This window comes from Pseudomonas sp. 273 (assembly GCF_029201425.1).
Taxonomy (GTDB): Bacteria; Pseudomonadota; Gammaproteobacteria; order Pseudomonadales; family Pseudomonadaceae; genus Pseudomonas; species Pseudomonas delhiensis.
On record NZ_CP116775.1, the window covers coordinates 2,345,461 to 2,364,948 of the forward strand.

At 64.8% G+C, this 19,488-nt stretch carries 18 protein-coding genes; 12 read left to right on the plus strand and 6 right to left on the minus strand.

The features are described from left to right. Positions 1-692: 692 nt before the first annotated feature. Positions 693-965 (minus strand): hypothetical protein, encoded by a 273-nt coding sequence (locus PKO50_RS11280; protein WP_009619255.1) that lies wholly within the window; start codon positions 963-965, stop codon positions 693-695. Positions 966-1,318: 353 nt separating this feature from the next. On the opposite strand from PKO50_RS11280, the gene PKO50_RS11285 reads away from it, so the two are divergent. The 11 genes from PKO50_RS11285 (at position 1,319) to PKO50_RS11335 (ending at position 11,588) form a co-directional block, all read left to right on the plus strand. Beyond that, positions 1,319-2,443, plus strand: a complete 1,125-nt coding sequence (locus PKO50_RS11285) for a M14-type cytosolic carboxypeptidase (RefSeq protein ID WP_275629714.1) — start codon at positions 1,319-1,321, stop codon at positions 2,441-2,443. Positions 2,444-2,907: 464 nt separating this feature from the next. Beyond that, a complete protein-coding gene (gene pstS, locus PKO50_RS11290) occupies positions 2,908-3,924 on the plus strand; it encodes a phosphate ABC transporter substrate-binding protein PstS (RefSeq protein ID WP_275629715.1) in 1,017 nt (338 codons plus the stop codon). 66 nt (positions 3,925-3,990) lie between these two features. Next, the gene (gene pstC / locus PKO50_RS11295) at positions 3,991-4,986 is read left to right on the plus strand and encodes a phosphate ABC transporter permease subunit PstC (RefSeq protein ID WP_275629716.1); all 996 of its coding nucleotides are present in this window, start codon (positions 3,991-3,993) and stop codon (positions 4,984-4,986) included. Position 4,987: 1 nt separating this feature from the next. Further along, the gene (pstA, locus tag PKO50_RS11300) at positions 4,988-5,860 is read left to right on the plus strand and encodes a phosphate ABC transporter permease PstA (RefSeq protein ID WP_275629717.1); all 873 of its coding nucleotides are present in this window, start codon (positions 4,988-4,990) and stop codon (positions 5,858-5,860) included. 8 nt (positions 5,861-5,868) lie between these two features. After that, positions 5,869-6,645: a phosphate ABC transporter ATP-binding protein PstB gene (gene pstB, locus PKO50_RS11305; protein WP_061561292.1), complete on the plus strand. Its 777-nt coding sequence runs from the start codon at positions 5,869-5,871 to the stop codon at positions 6,643-6,645. 285 nt (positions 6,646-6,930) lie between these two features. Then, positions 6,931-7,401, plus strand: coding sequence for a hypothetical protein (locus tag PKO50_RS11310; protein ID WP_275629718.1), 471 nt, complete (start codon positions 6,931-6,933; stop codon positions 7,399-7,401). A 149-nt stretch (positions 7,402-7,550) separates the two neighbouring features. Then, entirely contained in the window at positions 7,551-7,949 is a 399-nt protein-coding gene (locus tag PKO50_RS11315) for a hypothetical protein (RefSeq protein WP_275629719.1), read from the plus strand. A gap of 87 nt (positions 7,950-8,036) precedes the next feature. After that, complete coding sequence (locus tag PKO50_RS11320; RefSeq protein WP_275629720.1) at positions 8,037-8,489, plus strand: PaaI family thioesterase; 453 nt, start codon at positions 8,037-8,039, stop codon at positions 8,487-8,489. Positions 8,490-9,012: 523 nt separating this feature from the next. Continuing rightward, on the plus strand, positions 9,013-9,282 hold the full coding sequence (locus PKO50_RS11325; protein ID WP_275629721.1) for a hypothetical protein: 270 nt from the start codon (positions 9,013-9,015) through the stop codon (positions 9,280-9,282). 281 nt (positions 9,283-9,563) lie between these two features. Continuing rightward, positions 9,564-10,862 (plus strand): MFS transporter, encoded by a 1,299-nt coding sequence (locus PKO50_RS11330; RefSeq protein WP_275629722.1) that lies wholly within the window; start codon positions 9,564-9,566, stop codon positions 10,860-10,862. A gap of 72 nt (positions 10,863-10,934) precedes the next feature. Next, the gene (locus PKO50_RS11335) at positions 10,935-11,588 is read left to right on the plus strand and encodes an HAD family hydrolase (RefSeq protein ID WP_275629723.1); all 654 of its coding nucleotides are present in this window, start codon (positions 10,935-10,937) and stop codon (positions 11,586-11,588) included. 88 nt (positions 11,589-11,676) lie between these two features. On the opposite strand, the gene PKO50_RS11340 is transcribed toward PKO50_RS11335, so the two are convergent. Beyond that, complete coding sequence (locus PKO50_RS11340) at positions 11,677-12,711, minus strand: ABC transporter substrate-binding protein (RefSeq protein ID WP_275629724.1); 1,035 nt, start codon at positions 12,709-12,711, stop codon at positions 11,677-11,679. A 206-nt stretch (positions 12,712-12,917) separates the two neighbouring features. Here PKO50_RS11340 and PKO50_RS11345 point away from each other — a divergent pair, with 206 nt between their 5' ends. Further along, positions 12,918-14,393, plus strand: a complete 1,476-nt coding sequence (locus PKO50_RS11345) for a PucR family transcriptional regulator ligand-binding domain-containing protein (protein WP_275629725.1) — start codon at positions 12,918-12,920, stop codon at positions 14,391-14,393. Here PKO50_RS11345 and PKO50_RS11350 read toward each other — a convergent pair. From PKO50_RS11350 to PKO50_RS11365, 4 genes are all read right to left on the minus strand, one after another. Beyond that, the gene (locus tag PKO50_RS11350; RefSeq protein ID WP_275629726.1) at positions 14,383-14,727 is read right to left on the minus strand and encodes a cupin domain-containing protein; all 345 of its coding nucleotides are present in this window, start codon (positions 14,725-14,727) and stop codon (positions 14,383-14,385) included. The two genes, PKO50_RS11345 and PKO50_RS11350, sit on opposite strands and share 11 nt — an antisense overlap. 15 nt (positions 14,728-14,742) lie before the next feature. Further along, positions 14,743-16,128, minus strand: coding sequence for an FAD-binding oxidoreductase (locus PKO50_RS11355; protein ID WP_109935469.1), 1,386 nt, complete (start codon positions 16,126-16,128; stop codon positions 14,743-14,745). Positions 16,129-16,482: 354 nt separating this feature from the next. Further along, complete coding sequence (locus PKO50_RS11360) at positions 16,483-16,980, minus strand: phage antirepressor (protein ID WP_275629727.1); 498 nt, start codon at positions 16,978-16,980, stop codon at positions 16,483-16,485. A gap of 297 nt (positions 16,981-17,277) precedes the next feature. Further along, positions 17,278-19,455, minus strand: coding sequence for an AAA family ATPase (locus PKO50_RS11365; RefSeq protein ID WP_275629728.1), 2,178 nt, complete (start codon positions 19,453-19,455; stop codon positions 17,278-17,280). Between the last annotated feature and the right edge of the window lie 33 nt (positions 19,456-19,488).

Genomic DNA, 19,488 nt, shown 5'->3' on the forward strand with positions numbered 1-19,488 from the left:
GGTGGCAGAGGTGCGTGGGCGAAGTCCGCTCCCTCTCCCCAACCCTCTCCCTGAAGGGAGAGGGGGCTGTCCCGAGCTGTCGGATAACGCAGAGTCAGCCGGCAAACTCGTAGGGCGAATAACCGTTCGCGGTTATCCGCCGTTAGCCCAAACACCGATGCCCGACGACGATGGCGGATAACGCCGTAGGCGTTATGAGCCCTACGGATTTCCAGAGAAACCTCCAAGCGCACCGGAACGCCCCTTCAGAAGGCCGAGCGAAACCGGCGCTCAGGAGGTCATGCGACATGGATGTCGCGAGAGCCCCGATGGGCTACAGGGACGTACCCTCGGGCGGGCCTCCGTGGCGGGGGAGTTCGCGAGGGTAGCCCGGCTCCATCGGGCCCGTATGGCGGGGCAAGCCTTTTTGGTTCCTTTTGTGGCGTTTGACAAAAGGGACTCGCCCGAGGGGGCGAAACAAAAAATCTCCGCAGACTCGGAGCGGCGCGCTACACCAAACCCCAAGCCACTGGCTTCCTGCGTTCGCGGGAATGACGAGGGGAGGTCGGAGCACAGAAGCAAGATTCTCGAGCAAGAACCAGGCGTCCCCCTCGCTCCTACAACAGCCTCTTCCCCTCACCGGAAATAAAAAAACGCCGTTTCCCTCCCCGCGAGAAACGGCGCTTTTCAGCTCCGGGCCAGAGGCCAGGCCCTCACTCGGGCATATGCCATTCCTGCAGGTCATACCCCTCGCGATTCAGTTCCTCGCGCGCCTGGGTCAGCAGGTCGGCCAGGCGGGCCGGGTCGGAGTATTCGGTGCAGGGGATGCGCGTCAGGCCCAGCAGGCGGGTACCGGTGCGGTCGAGGACGGACAGGTCGAGGCTGCCGTCGCCGCCGGACTGGTCGATCCAGGTGACGCAGTGGAAGGGTTGGAAGGCTCGTCCGGTGATCAGCAGAGCCTCGTTGAAACGAAGGGTCGCGTTCATGGTGGTTACACTCTCTGCGCAGGTCATCCATTGCTCTGTCAAGGGGACGGCGCTTCACTGATCCGTCCGATCTGTACAGCCCATTGACACCGCGAGCCGTGCAAAAAGTCACAACGCCTGTCGCTTTTGTGCACAAGGTTGTCGCATTGGAAACGGGAAAATTGCCGGCAATCTTCCGGGAAACCGCCGGTAAATGGCTCTGCCACGCGGTTTTCATCGAGCTTGCGGGGTGCGCCGTTGCGTCGCAGGGGCTGTGTGTCCTCGGCCCGGTTTTTCCGGGGCCGGTTCGTGACAGCCGGGGCAGGGCGCCGCAAGATAGCGGTTTTGCATCCGCTTTTGCCCGAGGAGGATTCATGGAGATTGGCTGCGACTTCGACAGCGGCAACATCCAGGTGCTGGATGCCAGCGACCCACAGGACGTGCGCCTGGCCCTGCGCCCGGACCTGAAGAGCCCGCACTTCCAGTGGTTCCACTTCCGTGCCGGCGGCCTGACCCCCGGCCGGCGCTACGGCTTCAGCCTGACCAACGCCGGGCAGTCCAGCTACCCCGGCGGCTGGCCGGGCTACCGCGCCGTGGCCTCCTACGACCAGCGCGACTGGTTCCGCGTGGATACCCGCTACGACGGCCAGACCCTGCACTTCAGCCTCGACGCCGAGCAACCGCAGGCCTGGTTCGCCTATTTCGAGCCCTACCGCCGCGAGCGCCACGCCGCCCTGGTGCGCCAGGCCATCGAGCAGGCCGGCGCCGAGCTGGTGGCCACCGGGCGCAGCATCGAGGGCCGCGACATCCCGCTGCTGCGCATCCGTCGCAACCCGCAGGCCACGCGCAAGCTGTGGCTGATCGCCCAGCAGCACCCCGGCGAGCACATGGCCGAGTGGTTCATGGAAGGCCTGATCGAGCGCCTGCAGCAGCAGGATGCGGAACTCGACCACCTGCTGCAGCACGCCGAGCTGTACCTGGTGCCGAACATGAACCCCGACGGCGCCTTCCGCGGCCACCTGCGCACCAACGCCGCCGGCACCGACCTCAACCGCGCCTGGGGCTCGCCCAGCGCCGAGACCAGCCCGGAAGTGCTGTTCGTCCAGGCGCACATGCGCCAGCAGGGCGTCGACCTGTTCCTCGACATCCATGGCGACGAGGAAATCCCCTATGTGTTCGCCGCCGGCTGCGAGGGCAACCCCGGCTACAGCGAGCGCCAGGCGCGCCTGGAAGCGGAGTTCCGCAAGCGCCTGGAGGAATGCGGCGAGTTCCAGAGCGTCCACGGCTACCCGCGCAGCGCGCCGGGCAAGGCCAACATGACCCTGGCCTGCAACCACGTCGGCGAGACCTACCAGTGCCTGGCGCTGACCCTGGAGATGCCCTTCAAGGACCACGACCTAGCCCCCGATGCGCGCACCGGCTGGAGCGGTGCGCGCACCAAGCGCCTGGCCGGCGCCGTGCTCTCGACCCTGTCGAGCCTGGTGCAGGAACTGCGCTGAGTGGAATCTTCGCCGCCGCGTGCCACTCTAATGCTGTGAGGAACTTGCATGCGGAGGTGTCCATGTACAGGACGCGCAAGCTGTTGACCCCCAGGAGATCGAGGACCTGCAGGAACGCATGGAGGCCATGGATGAGCTGGACTTCCGCGAACGCCGCGAAGTCCGCAAGAACCGCGGGGGCGACCGTCGCCCGCGCCTGGCCGCGGCGCCGGCCTGACCGGCGCGCCACGCACCCGGCCGGCGCTTGCCGCGCGGCCGGGTGCGCAGGGCGCGTTAGCCCCTGGCGGCCCTGGCGCGCCGAGTTGCGGAGGGGCGCCGGGACAGCCGCGCTGCCATTAAGTTGCCAGTACGCAGATTATTAATCTCGCTGTCATAAAGCGTACACATTGGCGGCATTAAATCATCACGTCTTCTAACCAACCGGGGACTTCCCGGACTTCCTCCCATATTGAGGTATTGACGTGATGCTGCTCAGCAAAACCCGCTTGTCCGTCCTGCTGGCTTCCATGGCCCTGACCGGCCTGGCCCATGCCACTGATGTCACCGGCGCCGGCTCCAGCTTCGTTTACCCGGTGCTGTCGAAGTGGTCCCAGGAATACAGCAAGTCCTCCAGCAATCGCATCAACTACCAGTCCATCGGCTCCGGCGGCGGCATCGCCCAGATCAAGGCCGCCACCGTCGACTTCGGCGCCTCCGACGCCCCGCTGTCGGCCGACGACCTGAAGGCCGCCGGCCTGGGCCAGTTCCCCAGCGTGATCGGCGGCATCGTGCCGGTGGTCAACCTGGACGGCGTCGAGCCGGGCAAGCTGCACCTGGACGGTGAAGTCCTGGCCAAGATCTTCCTCGGCAGCATCACCGACTGGAACGACCCGGCCATCGTCGCCCTGAACCCGGGCCTGAAACTGCCGGCCACCAAGATCACCGTGGTTCGTCGCTCCGACGGCTCGGGCACCTCCTACAACTTCACCAACTACCTGTCCAAGGTCAGCGGCGAGTGGAAGGACAAGATCGGCTTCGGCACCACCGTACCCTGGCCGGTCGGCATGGGCGGCAAGGGCAACGAAGGCGTCTCCGCCTACGTCAAGCAGATCAAGAACTCGATCGGCTACGTCGAATACGCCTACGCCCTGCAGAACAAGATGGCCTACGCGTCGCTGAAGAACGCCGCCGGCAAGTTCGTCGAGCCGAACACCAAGAGCTTCCAGGCTGCCGCCGACACCGCCGACTGGGCCAACGCCCAGGACTTCAACCTGCTGATGACCAACGCCCCGGGCGACAGCGCGTGGCCGATCACCGCCACCACCTGGATCATCATGTACAAGCAACCGAAGAACGCGGAACAGGCCCAGGCCGCCTTCCACTTCTTCAAGTGGTCCCTGGAGAACGGCCAGCAGCAGGCTGCCGCCCTGGACTACGTGGCGCTGCCCGAATCCCTGGTCAAGCGCATCGAAGGCTACTGGAAGTCGGACTTCGCCCGCTGATCGGGTGAATGACCAGGACCGCCGCCCGGAACACCCGTGCGGCGGTTCGCTTGCTTGGATGAACCGATGTCTACCGAATCCTCCCCGTCCATCGCCATGCCCAACCTGAAGGCCGCCGAAGCCGAAGACCGCGCCCAGCGCGACCAGCGCCACGACCGCTGGTTCCGCAACGCCATGTTCGGCTCCGCCATCCTCGTGCTGTTGCTGCTCGCCGGTGTCGCCGGCTCCACCCTGTGGGGCGGCAGCCTGGCCTTCTCGCACTTCGGCCTGGACTTCCTCACCAGCACCGAATGGGATGCGGTGAACAACAAGTTCGGCGCCCTGGTGCCGATCTACGGGACCCTGGTCACCTCCTTCCTGGCGCTGCTGATCGCCGTACCGGTCAGCTTCGGCATCGCCATCTTCCTCACCGAGCTGGCGCCGCCGTGGCTGCGCATGCCGGTGGCCGCGGCCGTCGAGCTGCTGGCCGGCATCCCCTCGATCATCTACGGCATGTGGGGGCTGTTCGTCTTCGGCCCGTTCATGGCCCAGCACATCGCCCCCTGGCTGAACGACTACCTGGGCGCGCTGCCGCTGGTGGGCGGCCTGTTCCAGGGCCCGCCGCTGGGCATCGGCATGCTCAGCGCCGGCATCGTCCTGGCGATCATGATCATCCCCTTCATCACCTCGGTGATGAACGAAGTGTTCCACAGCGTACCGACCACCCTGAAGGAATCGGCCTACGCCCTGGGCAACACCACCTGGGAAGTGGTCTGGGACATCGTCCTGCCCTACACCCGCTCGGCGGTGGTCGGCGGCATCTTCCTCGGCCTCGGCCGCGCCCTGGGCGAGACCATGGCGGTGACCTTCGTGCTGGGCAACTCGCAGCACTTCTCCGCCTCGCTGCTGATGCCCAGCAGCTCCATCGCCTCGGTGATCGCCAACGAATTCAACGAGGCCTACACCGACCTGCACCGCTCCTCGCTGATCGCCCTGGGCTTCCTGCTCTTCGTGGTCACCTTCATCGTCCTCGCCGCCGCACGCCTGATGCTGCTGCGCCTGTCCCAGAAGGAGGGCAAGTGACATGGCCGGCAACGAAAGCCTGTATCGCGCCCGTGCGTTCAAGAACCGCGCCGCCATGGTGCTCAGTTGCGGCGCCACCCTGTTCGGCCTGATGTGGCTGGCGTGGATCCTGCTGACCACCATCAGCCACGGCATCGAGGCGCTGAACCTCGACCTGTTCACCAAGATGACGCCGCCGCCGGGGGCCGAGGGCGGCCTGGCCAACGCCTTCTACGGCAGCGTGCTGATGAGCGCGCTGGCGCTGCTGATCGGCACCCCCATCGGCCTGATGGCGGGCATCTGGCTGGCCGAGTACGCCCGCCACACCCGCATGGGCACCGTGGTGCGCTTCATCAACGACATCCTGCTGTCGGCGCCGTCCATCGTCCTGGGCCTGTTCGTCTACACCAGCGTGATCCTGCCGCTGAACTACCTTTCCGACCACCGCGTGGGCTTCTCCGCCATCGCCGGCGCCCTGGCCCTGGCCCTGCTGGTGATCCCGGTGGTGGTGCGGACCACCGACGAGATGCTCCAGCTGCAGCCGACCACCATGCGCGAGGCCGCGCTGGCCCTGGGCGTGCCGCAATGGAAGCTGACGTTGCAGATCGTCCTGCGCGCCGCCCGCGCCGGGGTGATCACCGGCATCCTCCTGGCCCTGGCGCGCATCACCGGCGAAACCGCGCCGCTGCTGTTCACCGCCTTCGGCAACCAGTTCTGGAGCAGCGACCTGCTCAAGCCCATGGCCAGCGTGCCCGTCGTGGTCTTCCAGTACGCCATGAGCCCCTTCAGCGACTGGAACGCCCTGGCCTGGGCCGGCGCCCTGGTGCTGACCCTGTTCGTACTGCTGCTCAGCCTCACCTCCCGTCTCATCCTTCTGCGCAATAGGGCATCCTGATGACTGCCATGACCACCGCCATCGCCGCCGAACGCACCAAGATCCGCGTTCGCGACCTGGAGTTCTTCTACGGCGAGCACCGTTCGCTCAAGTCCATCAACATGGACATCCCGGAGAAGTGCATCACCGCCATCATCGGCCCGTCCGGCTGCGGCAAGTCGACCCTGCTGCGCATCTTCAACCGCATCTACTCCCTGTACCCCAAGCAGGAAGCCCGCGGCGAGGTGCTGCTCAACGGCGAGAACATCCTCGCCCCCGGCTACTCCATGAACCGCCTGCGCAGCCAGGTGGGCATGGTGTTCCAGAAGCCGGTGCCGTTCCCGATGACCATCTACGAGAACATCGCCTACGCGGTGCGCCACCACGAGAAGGTCAACCGCCGCGAGATGGACGACCGCGTCGAGCAGGCCCTGCGCGGCGCCGCCCTGTGGGACGAGGTGAAGGACAAGCTGAACGCCAGCGCCCAGGGCCTTTCCGGCGGCCAGCAGCAGCGCCTGTGCATCGCCCGCACCATCGCCCTCAAGCCCCAGGTGCTGCTGCTCGACGAACCGACCTCGGCGCTGGACCCGATCTCCACCGGGCGCATCGAGCAGCTGATCACCGAGCTCAAGCAGGAGTTCACCGTGGTCATCGTCACCCACAACATGCAGCAGGCGGCGCGCTGCTCGGACTACACCGCCTTCATGTTCCTGGGCGACCTGATCGAGTTCGGCGACACCGACACCCTGTTCACCAAGCCGGCCAAGGAGCAGACCGAGGACTACATCACCGGTCGCTTCGGCTGAGCCTTCGCGCACCGCCGACGCCCGCCGCGGAACACTCCGCGGCGGGCGTTTTCATTGCGGATTCCGGCAAGCCCTTGCCACCCACGGCAGACCCTTGCCGGCTGCGATGCCTTTCGTAGGAGCGAGCTTGCTCGCGAACGGGCCTTCCCGGTTGCACCGCTGCCGTGCTGTTCGCGAGCAAGCTCGCTCCTACAGGCTGTGCCATACCGTCGCGCCCGTCGGTCGCCACCCTGGCGTGTTTCTTGCCCGGTACAAGGCCTCCCCTTCGGCAGCGGAGTCCCGCCCATGAACATCATCGACGGTTTCAGCACCCTGAGCCTGGCGACCAGGCTGGTGCGCGGCGTGGTCGCCGGCGCCAGCGAGTTCGCCAGCTACCTGGCCAGCGCCAGCAGCGCAGACGCCACGACGAGCGGTACGAGCGATACGCCTTCCGGCGCGGTAGCATCCTCCGGCGCCGCCGCGCAGAACGGCGGCAGCGCCCTGGACGAATTCCTCGCCTACATGAAGCTCAGCCCCGGCGAAAAGCTGCGGCACAGCGTCATGCAGGACATGGACATCACCCAGGAGCAGCTCGATGCCATGCCCGCCGAGGACCGCGAGCGCATCGAGAACGAGATAGCCCAGCGCATCAGGGAAAAGATCACGCAGCAGGCCGACGCCGGCAGCCCGCCGGTCGCACCCACTGCCACCCCGGTGGCCCTGAAGCAGATGTACGGCGTTGAACGAACCCAGCCCAGCCTCGATCTCCTCGGTTGACCCCGCCCCGGCCGGCCCTCCTGCCGGCCACCAGCCACCCGCGCCGGCCATGTATCGAAGCCGATGCAGGACGCTACCCGATGCCGGGTGCATCGCTGAACTCCGTTGCCTAGACTGCGGTCTTCCGCAGTAAGCCCACGTTTGCGCACATGTCTTCCATGCAATCCCACAGCAAGTTCATCGGCCACGTTCCCCGCCACCTGATCCAGCAGGCCGTGCCGAAGAAGGTCGGGCGCGGCTGGCGCGCCGACTTCAACGTCGCGGTCTGGCTGCACCTGGCGCTCGCCGACGAGCTGCAGGTGACCCTCAAGGTCAGCTACCAGGACGGCGAGACCGTTCGCGAGCAACTGATCGACCGCGGCCGCCCCGGCTTCAACCAGCGCATCCTGCTGTGCGGCATCGCGCGCCTGGAATACAACCAGGCCATCGAGTCCATGAGCCTGTCGCTGCTGTCCGACGAACCCATCCAGACGCTGATGGTGGACGAACTGTTCGTCCAGGCGGTGGAGCTGCAGCGCGACGGCGAGCGCAGCCGCAAGCGGCGCTGAAGATTCATCCGAAGGAGTGATACGCCGGGGCCGGCCGATGCGCTGAAATGGCGGCCTACCGTGCCGAACACGCCAGCAGGATCGCCCATGAGCTTCGACCCTTCGCAACTGCAGTCCTACACCCAGTACCGTGGCATCGCCATCCCGCTGCTCGACCACCTGAAGTTCCGCTACCTGCCGGCCGGGGAGGGCGGGCGCGACGGCCACCTGGTGCTGCGGGTGGAGCGCGAGCACCTCAACGGCTGGAACAACGCCCACGGCGGCGTGCTCATGAGCCTGCTCGACGTGGCCATGGCGCTGGCCTGCAGCCACGCCGACGAGGCCGGGCGCGGCTGCGTGACCATCGAGATGAAGACCAGCTTCCTGCGCCCCGGCGGCGACGTCGGCGAAGTGCTCGAAGCCTTCGGCCACGTCCGCCACCGCACCCGCTCCATCGCCTTCTGCGAGGCCGAGATCCGCAATGCCGCGGGCGATGTCGTGGCCACCGCCAACGGCACCTTCAAGTACCAGGACAAGCCGCGGCCGGTGATCGACGCCTGAGCCTGCGCCCCGGAATTACTGTAGGAGCGGGCCCTGCCCGCGATTCGCGCGCAGGGCGCGCTCCTACAGGGGGCACATGGCCGACGCCGCGTAGGAGCAACTGTCTTGCGCCCCGCGCCGAAATGCTCTTCGTAGGAGCGAGCTTGCTCGCGAATAAACCCCGCTGCGGAGTCCGTTCGCGAGCAAGCTCGCTCCTACAGGTTGCCGGAAGGCGTGGCATTTCCCTGTAGGAGCGGACTTTGTCCGCGATTGGATTCACCCGCCACGCCGGACACCCCGATGGCACGGCCAACGGCGGATAACCGCGAACGGTTATTCGCCCTACGCCAAGGTCGGCCGTTGCGTAGGGCGCATAACGCCCCAGGCGTTATCCGCCCCCTGACCTTGGTTGCCGGCCCGCTCGGTTCCGAACCTGGCATCGCCGCCCCGACACAACCGATCCCGTCGTGCCCCGACCAACGGCCCACCCCCCAGGCGACGACCTGCGCCTTCCCGTAATAAATGTGTGGCTATGCTTGGGCCCATGGACATCCGGATCGAACAGACCGATGGTGATCCGCCCACATGGAAGGTCTTCCTGGGGACGTTCTTCATCGTATGCACCAGTGAAGACGAAGCCTGCGTCTGCGCCGAGGCCGCGCACCGCTACGCCAGCGCCAACCCGGCCATCCACTGCGACCTGCCCAGCCCGCCGGCGGCCGTGACGCCCCTGCGCGCCGGCTGTTGCCCACCCAGCGGCGCCGAGCTGGAGGCCTGGGAACTGCGCTGGCCGGAGCGCTACCTGGGCACCTGAGCGCCGCGACCGAATCCCCGCCCACAGCCATCACCCGCCTATACCTGCCTCCTGGCTGGGCGCAGGCGGTTTTCCGACAGCGCCGCATCGCCCCCGCCGTAGCCGACTTCCGTAATTGCGCCGAGCACTGTGGGACTTGACCCCCGGGCTTCGCAGCGTGAGCCAGCGGTCAAGTTCTGCGCGCCGCGCCACACCTAAGCTCGCCCCTTCGTGCCGCTGGACGAGGCCTTGCCGTGCACCGGCCGCACCCACCACAAGAACACCAAGGGGGAGCACCACCCATGCAGACTCGAACCGGCGGCTGGACCGCCCAGCAGCGCTGGCGCATCCAGATCTTCGCCATCACCTGGCTGGCCTACGCGGCCTTCTACTTCACCCGCAAGGCCTTCTCCGTGGCCAAGCTGGGCATCGGCGAAGACCCGGGCTTCGTCCTCGACAAGGCGGCGATGGCCGACCTGGACGCCCTCTACCTCGCCGCCTATGCCGTGGGCCAGTTCGTCTGGGGCAGCTTCGCCGACCGCTACGGCCCGCGCGTGGTGGTGGGCTTAGGGCTGTTCGTCTCGGCCCTGGCGGCGCTGGCCATGGGCACCTTCGCCACCCTGCCGATCTTCGCCACCTGCATGGTCGTCCAGGGCCTGGCGCAGTCCACCGGCTGGTCGGGGCTGTGCAAGAACATGGGCTGCTTCTTCTCCACCGGCGAGCGCGGCCGCGCCATGGGCTACTGGAGCACCTGCTACGCCTTCGGCGGCCTGGTGGCCACGCCCTTCGTCGGCTGGTGCGCCTACCGGCTCACCGACGACTGGCAGATGGCCTTCCTTTCCGCCGCCGGCGTGGTGCTGGTGGTGGGTTGCCTGTTCCTGCTGCTGCAGCGCAACCGCCCGGAAGACGTCGGCCTGCCGCCGCTGGAAGACCGGCACGAACCGCCGGCGCAAGCCGACGGCGGCCTGTGGGACGCGCTGCGCCAGGTGCTGCGCAACCGCACCGTGCTGGTCCTGGGGCTGGCCTACTTCCTGCTCAAGCCGGCCCGCTACGCCATCCTGTTCTGGGGCCCGGTGATCATCTACGAGCGCATGCCGGAGATCGGCAAGGTCGCCGCGGCCATCGTCCCCACCGCCTTCGAGATGGCCGGCCTGCTCGGGCCCATCCTCATCGGCCTGGCCTCGGACCGGCTGTTCGGCGCCCGGCGCATGCCCGCCTGCGTGCTCAGCCTGCTGGCGCTGGCGGTGTGCCTGGCGCTGTTCGTGCCGGTGCTGCTGAGCGGCAACCTGTACCTGGTGGTGGGGTTGCTGTTCCTGATGGGCGTGACCCTCTACGGCCCCGACTCGATGATCAGCGGCGCCGCCGCCATCGACTTCGGCACCCACCGGGCCGCCGGCACCGCCACCGGTTTCGTCAACGGCTGCGGTTCGGTGGGGGCGATCCTCGGCGGCCTGCTGCCCGGCTACTTCGACACCCTCTCGGTGTTCGTCCTCTTCACCGGCACCGCCCTGGCGGCCTGCCTGCTGCTGGTGCCGTTCTGGTACAGCGTCCCGCAGGGCCAGGCCGGCACCGTACCCGCCAGCGGCCTGCAGGCGCGCTGAGCCGCCAGCGCCGACACGCCGGGCCGCGGGGCGGCCCGGCCAGCATTCCCGAGCACACTAAGGAGCAGGCCCATGGCCCTCGCACTCTTCGACCTGGACGACACCCTCATCGACGGCGACTGCGCCAGCCTGTGGAGCCGGCACATGGCCGACCTGGGCTGGGTGGACGGCGATGTCTTCGTCCACCACGACCAGGCGCTCATGGCCCTCTACGCCCGGGGCGAACTGGCGATGGAGGACTACATGGCCTTCACCCTGGCACCGCTGGCGGGGCGCACGCCCGAAGCCGTCGCCGCAGCGGTGGAACCCTTCGTCACCGACGTCATAGGCCCGCGCATCCGCTTCGACGCCCTGGGCTGCCTGAACCACCACCGCCAGGCCGGCGACCGCCTGCTGGTCATCTCCGCCTCGGCGCACTTCCTGGTCGCCAGCATCGCCGCCCGGCTGGGCGTCAGCGAAGTCCTGGCCATCGACCTGGAGCAGAGCGACGGGACCTACAGCGGCCACACCCGGGGCACCCTGACCTACCGCGCGGGCAAGATCGCCCGCCTGCGGACCTGGCTGCAGGCGCAGGGCGAAAGCCTGGTCGGCGCCCACTTCTACTCCGATTCGCGCAACGACCTGCCGCTGCTCTCCCTGGTGGAGAACCCCCGCGCGGTCAACCCCGATCCGGCCCTGCGCAGCCACGCCGAAGCCTTCGGCTGGCCGATCCTCGACTGGCGCTGACGCGCCCGCCGGGCAAAAAGAAGCCGCCCGCAGGCGGCTCGGAAAGCGGGCGCGGGCACGCCACACTGTGGGAACGGGGTTTCGGCGATCAGCGCGCCGCCCAGGCGTTGAAGCGCTGCTCCAGCTGTTCGCCGTGGTCGGCCCAGAAGGCGGCGTTCATCTGCACCTGGTTGGCCAGGTTGGCCGCGTCGGTGGGCATGTCGCGGCGCCGGGCCTCATCCACCTGGCCGACCGCGGCGGTGTTCACCGGGCCGTAGGCGATCTGCTGGGCGTAGGCCTTCTGCTGCTCGGTCTGCAGCACGAACTCGATGAACCGGCGGCCTTCCTCGGCGCGCCTGGCGCCCTTGGGAATGGTGAAGGCGTCCATGTCGTAGATGCCGCCGTTCCAGACGATGCGCAGGTTGCTCTCGTTCTGCACGGCGGCGATCCGGCCGTTGTACACCGAGCTCATCACCACGTCGCCCGAGACCAGGTACTGCGGCGGCTGGGCGCCGGCCTCCCACCACTGGATGCTCGGCTTGATCTGGTCGAGCTTGCGGAAGGCGCGGTCCTGGCCTTCCTTGGTGGCCAGCACGGTATAGACGTCCTTCGGCGCCACGCCGTCGGCCATCAGCGCGAACTCCAGGGTGTACATGGCGCCCTTGCGCAGGCCACGCTTGCCCGGGTACTTCTGCAGGTCCCAGAAGTCGGCCCAACTGGTGGGCGCGGTCTTCAGCTTGTCGGCGTTGTAGGCCAGCACCGTGGACCACACGAAGAAGCCCACGCCACACGGTTGCACCGCGCCTTCGAGCAACTGCGGGGCGAGCCTGGCGATGGCCGGGTCCTCGCCGATCTCCTCCAGCAGGCCCTCGTCGCAGGCGCGGGCCAGCTCCGGCATCTCCATCTCCACCACGTCCCAGGACACGCTGCCGGTATCCACCTGCACCTTCACCTTGGCCATCTCGCCGTTGAACTCGTCGGCGATCACCCGGCTGCCGGCCTGGGCCGCATAGGGCTCGTAGAAGGCCTTGACCTGGGCGGCCTTGTTGGCGCCGCCGTGGGACACCACGGTGATGTCGGCATGGGCCTGGCCGGCGAGGCAGGCGAGGGCGAGGGTGATGGCGCTGCTCAGGGACTTGTGCATTGTTGTTCTCCGTCGAGTCGGTGAGGGCTGGCGATTCGCGATTAGTCTCGGTGCGCTGCGCGGCGCCGGACAATCAGACGGAACAACGATTCGGCCGGGGCCGCTCGTACCTCCGTACGGGGTGCCGCGCCCCGGCGCGACAGGCGGGCGGCATTGGTGTCATCCTTGCCCGCGCGCCACCTCCACCTGCCGCCGGAAGCCGCCCCATGCCGTTCTGCATCCAAGACATCCTCGACGACAGCGCCCTGCGCACCCGACTGCTGGCCGGCGCGGAAAACACCGCGCGGCGCCTGCGCTGGGCCCACGTGTGCGAACTGGCCGACCCCACCGAGTGGCTGGGCGAGGGCGACCTGCTGATGACCACCGGCATCGGCATCCCGGCCCAGCCCGAGGCCCAGCGCGCCTACCTGGAGCGGCTGGCGGCGGCGCGCCTGGCCGGGCTGATGATCGGCGAGGACATGCAGGCCCCGGCCGACCTCGGCGCCCTGCAGGAGGCCGCCCAGCGCCTGGGCTTCCCCCTGCTGATGACGCACTACTCGGTGCCGTTCTCGGCGGTCACCCGGGCCATCCTCGACGCCGGCAAGCAGGAGGAATACGAACGCCGCAGCGCCGTCACGCGCATCTACGAAAGCGCGCGCATGGGCCTGCGCGGCCTGGGCCCGGACGCCCTGCTCAAGCGCCTGGCGGCGGACGTACGGGCACGCCTGTACCTGTTCGACGCGGCCAGCCTGGAGCCCTGGCAGGAAGGCCTGGAACCGCTGCCCGAAGCCTGGCGCCAGGCCCTGGGCGAGCGGCGCGGCGGCGGTGCCTCGGTGAACCGCTACCTGGCCGGCGAGGAAGAGGCATTGGTGATGGCGCTGCCGTCCCTGGCCGCCTGCGAACTGCTGGCCAGCGGCGGCGAACTGCTCGACTACGGCCTGCTGCACCACGTGACGGCGGTGCTGGGCATCGAGCTGGAGCGCCTGCAGGTGGAGCACGAGCGCCTGCTGCGGCAGGGTTCGGAACTGCTCGACGACCTATTGCAGCAACGCCTGAGCGAACGCCCGGCGCAGGAGCGCCTGGCCGCCCTGGACTGCCCGGTGGAACAGGCCACCCTGGCCGTGGCGCGGCCCGCCGGGCCGCTGCCCGAACGCTGGGCGCAACGCCTGCGCCGGCACGGGGTGAACCTGCTGCTGCGCAACCAGGGCGAGGAACTCATCCTGCTGCTGGCCCGCGGCGAATCCGCCGAGGCGCTGCAGCAGGCGCTGGGCTGCCCGCTCGGCCTGGGCAACCCGCTGGGCCACGCCGGCCGCGCCCCGGAGGCATTGCGCGAGGCCCGCCTGGCGCTGGCCCACGCCTCCGCGCAGCGGCCGCTGGCGCGCTACGCCGAGGCGCAGAGCGAACAATCCTGGCTGCCCGCCAGCCTGGAGGAAGCGGCGCGGGTGCACCGCCGCGTGCTCGGCGCGCTGGCCGACTACGACCAGCAGCAGGGCGCGCAGCTGGAGCACACCCTGCTGGTGTTCCTGGAGCAGAACCGCTCCTGGCAGAAGGCCGCCCAGCGCCTCAACGTGCACAAGCAGACGCTGGTCTACCGCATCCGCCGCATCGAGGAGATCACCGGCCGCTCGCTGGATTCCACCGAAGACGTCGCGGTGCTCTGGATCGCCCTGCGCGCGGCGCAGATCGCCGGCTTCAGGGAATGATCAGGAAGCTCTTGCGCACCGTCTCGCGCACGTCCCAGGTGCCCTGGCAGTTCGCCGGGAACAGCACCGCGTCGCCCGGGCGCAGCTCGATCGGCTCGCCGCCGTCGGGCTCGAAGAAGCAGTGCCCGCTGATGAAATGGCTGAACTCGCGTTCCAGCACCTGGCGGCGGAAGCGCCCCGGCGTGCATTCCCAGACGCCGGCGAGCAGCCCGCCGGGGCCCTCCACGGCGTGGGTGGCGGCCTCGGCCAGCGGCGTGCCGACGGGCGCCTTGGCCGGCACGGCGGCGGGCAGGGCGAGGCTGGCGGTGGCGGCCAGGCGGATGGGTTGGTTCATGGCGTACTCCTGCGGTCAGAGGCTCTTGTCTTCCAGGCCGGCCGGGGCCAGGGTGCTCAGCGCACGGTCCAGCCAGCCCGGTTGTTCGTCGTCGGCCTCGCGGGCCTCCTTGCGCTGCACCGCGCCGCGCACCAGCAGCCCGCCCAGGTAGCGCAGCGGTTCGGGCGGGAAGCGCCTGGGCTGGCGGCCCACCAGGCCGCAGCGGCTCCACTCGTCGTCGCGGCCCAGCGCCAGGCTGGCGAGGATGCGCCCGCCGAGGCGGCTGGGGCCCACGCCGTTGCCGCTCCAGCCAATGCCATAGAAGATGTGCGGCGCGTCCTGCAGGTGGCCGAACACCGGCAGGCTGTCGTAGGTGCGGTCGATGGGCCCGCACCAGCTGTGGGTGATGGGCACGTCGTGCAGCTGCGGGTAGGTGCGGCGGAAGTCCGCCTCGGTATCGCGGCTGAGCTGCGCATCGTCGTCGAAACCCTCGTCGATGCGGCTGGCGAAACTGATCATCCCGGTGCCCTTGCCGAAGGCGATGCGCCCGTCGCGGGTGGTGCGGTAGTAGTCCACCATCAACTGCGAATCGGTGACGGCCTCGCCGCCGGTCCAGCCGATCCACTTCAGGCGGTCGGGAATGGGCGCGGTGGCGACAACGGTGCTGGTCACCGGCAGGATGGTCCGGCGCAGCTCGGGAATCTGCGCGGCCCAGGCATTGGTGGCCAGCACCACGCGGCCCGCGGTCACGGTGCCGCCCGGCGTGCGCAGCAGGGCAGGGGCGCTGCGCTGGAAGTCCTCCACCTGGGTGTTCTCGAAAATCCGCACGCCCTTCTCCAGGGCCACCCGGCGCAGCCCACGGGCCAGCCGCGCCGGCTGCACGGTGGCGTTGCTGGCCTCCAGCACCCCCTCCAGGTGCCGCGGCGAACCGGCACGGCGCGCTACCTCGGCGTCGGCCAGCGGCTCGAACACCGCCTCGCCCAGGCGCTCGCAGGTGCGCTGCACATCCTTCCAGGCACCGCGCTGGGCATTGCTGGTGGCGGTCCACAACCAGCCGCCACGGCGGAAATGCGCATCGATGCCATGGGCCTCGCAGAACTCGCCGATCTCGCCAATGGCCGCCGCCGAAGCCCGCGCCAGGCGCAGCGCTTCCTCCCTGCCGCACTGCGCGGCCAGGGAACTGATCTTCGGCCACCAGGACATCACGAACCCGCCATTGCGCCCCGAAGCCCCGCCGCCGCAGATATCCCGCTCGAGAATGGCGATGCGGCACCGCGGCTCCAGCTCCAGCAGGCGCAACGCCGTCCACAATCCGACGAAGCCCCCGCCGACGATGGCCACGTCCACCGTGATGTCTTCCCGCAGCGGCGCGGTGGGCGCAAGTTCGTCGGCGATTTCCTGAAGCCAGAGGGAGCGTTTCATGGGGGCGTTGTCCGTGGGTGAACTGTCGATACCCCACTGTCGCCCCGACGAGGAAGGCGAACAATCGTGCAATCCACGCAATCCACCACACCCGCCTCATACGAAAATATGAGCCACCCCACCCGCCTTTCACGCTCTTCGTAGGAGCGAGCTTGCTCGCGAACCTGACTGACGCCGTGCCAAACCGGTTCGCGAGAACGACAAGGCGCCAGGACGACTCAGCACGCCCCCTCGTGCCGAACAACCCCCTCTCCCGCTTGCGGGAGAGGGTTGGGGAGAGGGAACAGCATCACCCCCAAACACCGCCGCCACCGGAAAACACCATTCGCGAGCAAGCTCGCTCCTACGAAAAACCTACCTCAACCGCCGCGCCCACTCCCGCCAACCCACCCGCGCCTCGGCAGACCCCCGCACCAACCGCGGCAACTCCGCCATATCCACCCACAACTGCCCCTGCCAATCCAGCACCCGCACACCGCACCGCCCCCAACTCAAACACAGCTGCCGCGGCCCATCGCCACCGCCCTGGCCCCGCACCTCCGGCACCACCCGCGTACTGATCCAACGACGCAACCCACCCAGATCGGCATGGGCGAAATGAAAAACCAGCGCATAGGCCCCGGACTCGCTGACCAGCACCCGCTCCAGGCTGCCGACATCGTCCAGGCGCAGCCATTGCGTACACAACTGGTCATCCTCCAGGCGCTTGGACAGCCGCTCGTTGCTGGGATGCCCGATCAACCGGCGCAGGTCGTCCAGCACGAACCAGACCTGGTCGTCGAGCAACAGGGCGCGGAGGGGGCGGTAGTTGTGGAAGAAGTAGAGCGGGGTGGGGAGGGTGGATTCGTCCATGGGAAGTGATCCTTTCTCTAGTGAGTTTAGGACCGCGACCAACCGCTGCTAACCGGATGGAGGCGGAACCGCACAGGGTTAGCAGACCGACCACTAGAAGCCGGCAGACCCGAAGGTCTCCCCATGCGGCCCGCCATATCGGATTTCTTTGGGCGAATGAAATCACCGAAAGAACGCCAGGCGTTTCCGCTTCTAGTGAGTTCGGGCTGCTAAACCCGGCCCCGTCGCTTTCACGGGGCTTGTTGAGGTTATTGGGTGCTGTTGGTAAGGTCAATACCAATAGTTCCTGACTTGATTCTAGTCGTTTATGCTGCTAGTCATTTTCTCATAATGCTCTGGATAGCCTGTGGCCTCAAAAACTCTTTTTAAGCCTTCTCTAAAATCGTCATAGTTAAACTCTTTAAGATCGAATATATTTTGCCCTAAAGAGTGCGATTCTCGGTTTATATATCGACAGAAGGCTTGGAATCGATTTTCTTGGAGCTCAGGTTTTTGAATGACATTGCTTAGATCAGCCTTTTGTACAAAATTAAAGAAATATTCAACAATGTTTCTCATGCAGTTAGCAATTAGGGCGGGCGGCTGATCTCTATCTTGAACTATGGACCAGTATGAGTGATAGTCATTTTGGATTTCCTCATACTTCATGGGCTTAATGTTTGTGCCTTCGTTGTTTTTTGAAAGTCTAAAGAGTTTTTGATGCTCTTTTCGCCGCTGGTGATTGGAGTCGGTTAGTTCATAGAAGAAGTAGAGGCTGTGAGTAAGTACAAAAATTTGCTCTAGGTTTGGTGAGTTGAAGAATTCACTCTTTATGAGATGGCCAATATTGTACATGTATATGTGTGATAGACTTGAGACTGGATCATCTATCACGGCAATACGCTTCTTTGTAGTTTCTGTAGCTTCGCGTTTTCCTTTGCAGAGTTCACAGAAGTATAAGAAGCTAATAATGGTTTTTTCGCCTTCGCTTAAAGATGAGAATATTGCATCGCTTTTTCCTGTTCTAACTATCTTGTATAAAGAGTCTTGGTGTTTTTCTATGTAGAAGCCTGTGATGCCTAGTTGTTCCAAGTTTCTATTGATGGCGGCGACTGCCTCATCAATGTTTATCGTGGACTTTTGTAATTCTGCAATTTCATTTCTTTTTTCTTTTTCGTCTTTTGAAGCTTTCAGTTTTTTAGCTCTAGCTTCGGAGATTAACTCGTTGGCTGATTTTGACTCTGATTCTAATAAGGAAATAGTTTGGTCATATTCCCAGCGTTGAATAGACCAGAAATGCGATTTTAAAGATATTAGCTCTTGGTCGGAGTTGTCTATTTTTGAATTGTGTTGTTCTATTTCTGTATTGATATTGTCAATAATTGAGTTTAGCTTGGATATGTGAGGGGTTAGCTCTTCTAGAGTTTCTGAGGTGCTAGGGTTTGATATCTTTCTCTTTATCTTGGTTAAAGCGTTCTCAAAAGACTTTTCTAAGTTTAGGTACGTCTCTGTAAGTTCTGATGCAAACGGCTCGCTAAATGGAACTGCTCGGTAGGCTTCTAGGTAGGGAAGGCTTTCTGCAGCTTTTTTGTACGAATTTAGTATTTCGGAAATATTGTTCAGTGCTTTTTCATAGTTTTCATTGAAGTAATTTTTTATCTCTTTTTCTAGTTTGTTGCTTATGGTTCTTTCTTGACAGAATGGGCATTGGCTAAGGACATCTTCTTTCTCTTCTGGGAGGTATTTAAGCCCTTGTCGAACCCAGTCTGAGTTGCTGAGTTTTTCTATCAGTTCTGCTATTGGGCTATCATTGCTTCCTATAATTGGTGTTTGGAGGATTGAGTTGGATTCGATATGTGCTTCGTTAAAGGAGAACTTTTGAAGGAGTTCGTATTTTTGAGCTGTATCGCCATTAATGGCCTCAACTTCTCTCTTTATCTGCTCAATGGTTTTCTCTGGTTTTGAAGAAGGTTTATTTATTTTTTCTAGGTAACTGTATAGGGACTCCTTACTTCCCTTGAGACCATCTAGGCAGTACTCAAGTACCCGATCCCCTCCTGAATATTCTTTCTTTATGTTCCAGGTTGTATCTTGGGATTTTTCTCTTAATTGAGAGATTTTTTGCTCTTCGTTGCTTATTTCTTGTTGCTCTGTTTTTTGTTTTTCGATCAGCTCTTGTAATTCTTTTTCGGCGCTCTCAATTTTTAGTTCTATCTCTTTGTTTTCTTTTGAGAGACTGAAGATGCCTTTTAGTTGGTTGGCGACATGAAAATGGTCGTAAATAAATTTCTGATTGTAAGTGAGTATTAGCTCGTCCGGCTCGGCTACTATGGAGCAGTTCTCGTATCCTATAGATTTTGTGTTATACAGGAAGTTTGAAAGAGTGCTTTTTCCTGTCCCGTTTAAGCCGTAGATGATATTTACTTTTTTATCGGTTTCTATGGTTGTGGGGGATGTATAGGTTGCAACTCTATGCATGGTTATTTTGGTTATCATACGCTCCCTCCTTTATATGGGGCGGTGTATAGG

Excerpts from the sequence above, each read along its gene's own strand:
- PKO50_RS11315 (WP_275629719.1), top strand. The coding sequence starts at position 7,551 with ATGTCTTCCATGCAATCCCACAGCAAGTTCATCGGCCACGTTCCCCGC.
- PKO50_RS11350 (WP_275629726.1), bottom strand. The coding sequence starts at position 14,727 with ATGAACCAACCCATCCGCCTGGCCGCCACCGCCAGCCTCGCCCTGCCC.
- pstA (WP_275629717.1), top strand. The coding sequence starts at position 4,988 with ATGGCCGGCAACGAAAGCCTGTATCGCGCCCGTGCGTTCAAGAACCGC.
- PKO50_RS11355 (WP_109935469.1), bottom strand. The coding sequence starts at position 16,128 with ATGAAACGCTCCCTCTGGCTTCAGGAAATCGCCGACGAACTTGCGCCC.
- PKO50_RS11340 (WP_275629724.1), bottom strand. The coding sequence starts at position 12,711 with ATGCACAAGTCCCTGAGCAGCGCCATCACCCTCGCCCTCGCCTGCCTC.
- pstB (WP_061561292.1), top strand. The coding sequence starts at position 5,869 with ATGACCACCGCCATCGCCGCCGAACGCACCAAGATCCGCGTTCGCGAC.
- PKO50_RS11320 (WP_275629720.1), top strand. The coding sequence starts at position 8,037 with ATGAGCTTCGACCCTTCGCAACTGCAGTCCTACACCCAGTACCGTGGC.
- PKO50_RS11365 (WP_275629728.1), bottom strand. The coding sequence starts at position 19,455 with ATGATAACCAAAATAACCATGCATAGAGTTGCAACCTATACATCCCCC.
- PKO50_RS11360 (WP_275629727.1), bottom strand. The coding sequence starts at position 16,980 with ATGGACGAATCCACCCTCCCCACCCCGCTCTACTTCTTCCACAACTAC.
- PKO50_RS11285 (WP_275629714.1), top strand. The coding sequence starts at position 1,319 with ATGGAGATTGGCTGCGACTTCGACAGCGGCAACATCCAGGTGCTGGAT.
- pstC (WP_275629716.1), top strand. The coding sequence starts at position 3,991 with ATGTCTACCGAATCCTCCCCGTCCATCGCCATGCCCAACCTGAAGGCC.
- PKO50_RS11325 (WP_275629721.1), top strand. The coding sequence starts at position 9,013 with ATGGACATCCGGATCGAACAGACCGATGGTGATCCGCCCACATGGAAG.
- PKO50_RS11345 (WP_275629725.1), top strand. The coding sequence starts at position 12,918 with ATGCCGTTCTGCATCCAAGACATCCTCGACGACAGCGCCCTGCGCACC.
- PKO50_RS11280 (WP_009619255.1), bottom strand. The coding sequence starts at position 965 with ATGAACGCGACCCTTCGTTTCAACGAGGCTCTGCTGATCACCGGACGA.
- PKO50_RS11310 (WP_275629718.1), top strand. The coding sequence starts at position 6,931 with ATGAACATCATCGACGGTTTCAGCACCCTGAGCCTGGCGACCAGGCTG.
- PKO50_RS11335 (WP_275629723.1), top strand. The coding sequence starts at position 10,935 with ATGGCCCTCGCACTCTTCGACCTGGACGACACCCTCATCGACGGCGAC.
- PKO50_RS11330 (WP_275629722.1), top strand. The coding sequence starts at position 9,564 with ATGCAGACTCGAACCGGCGGCTGGACCGCCCAGCAGCGCTGGCGCATC.
- pstS (WP_275629715.1), top strand. The coding sequence starts at position 2,908 with ATGCTGCTCAGCAAAACCCGCTTGTCCGTCCTGCTGGCTTCCATGGCC.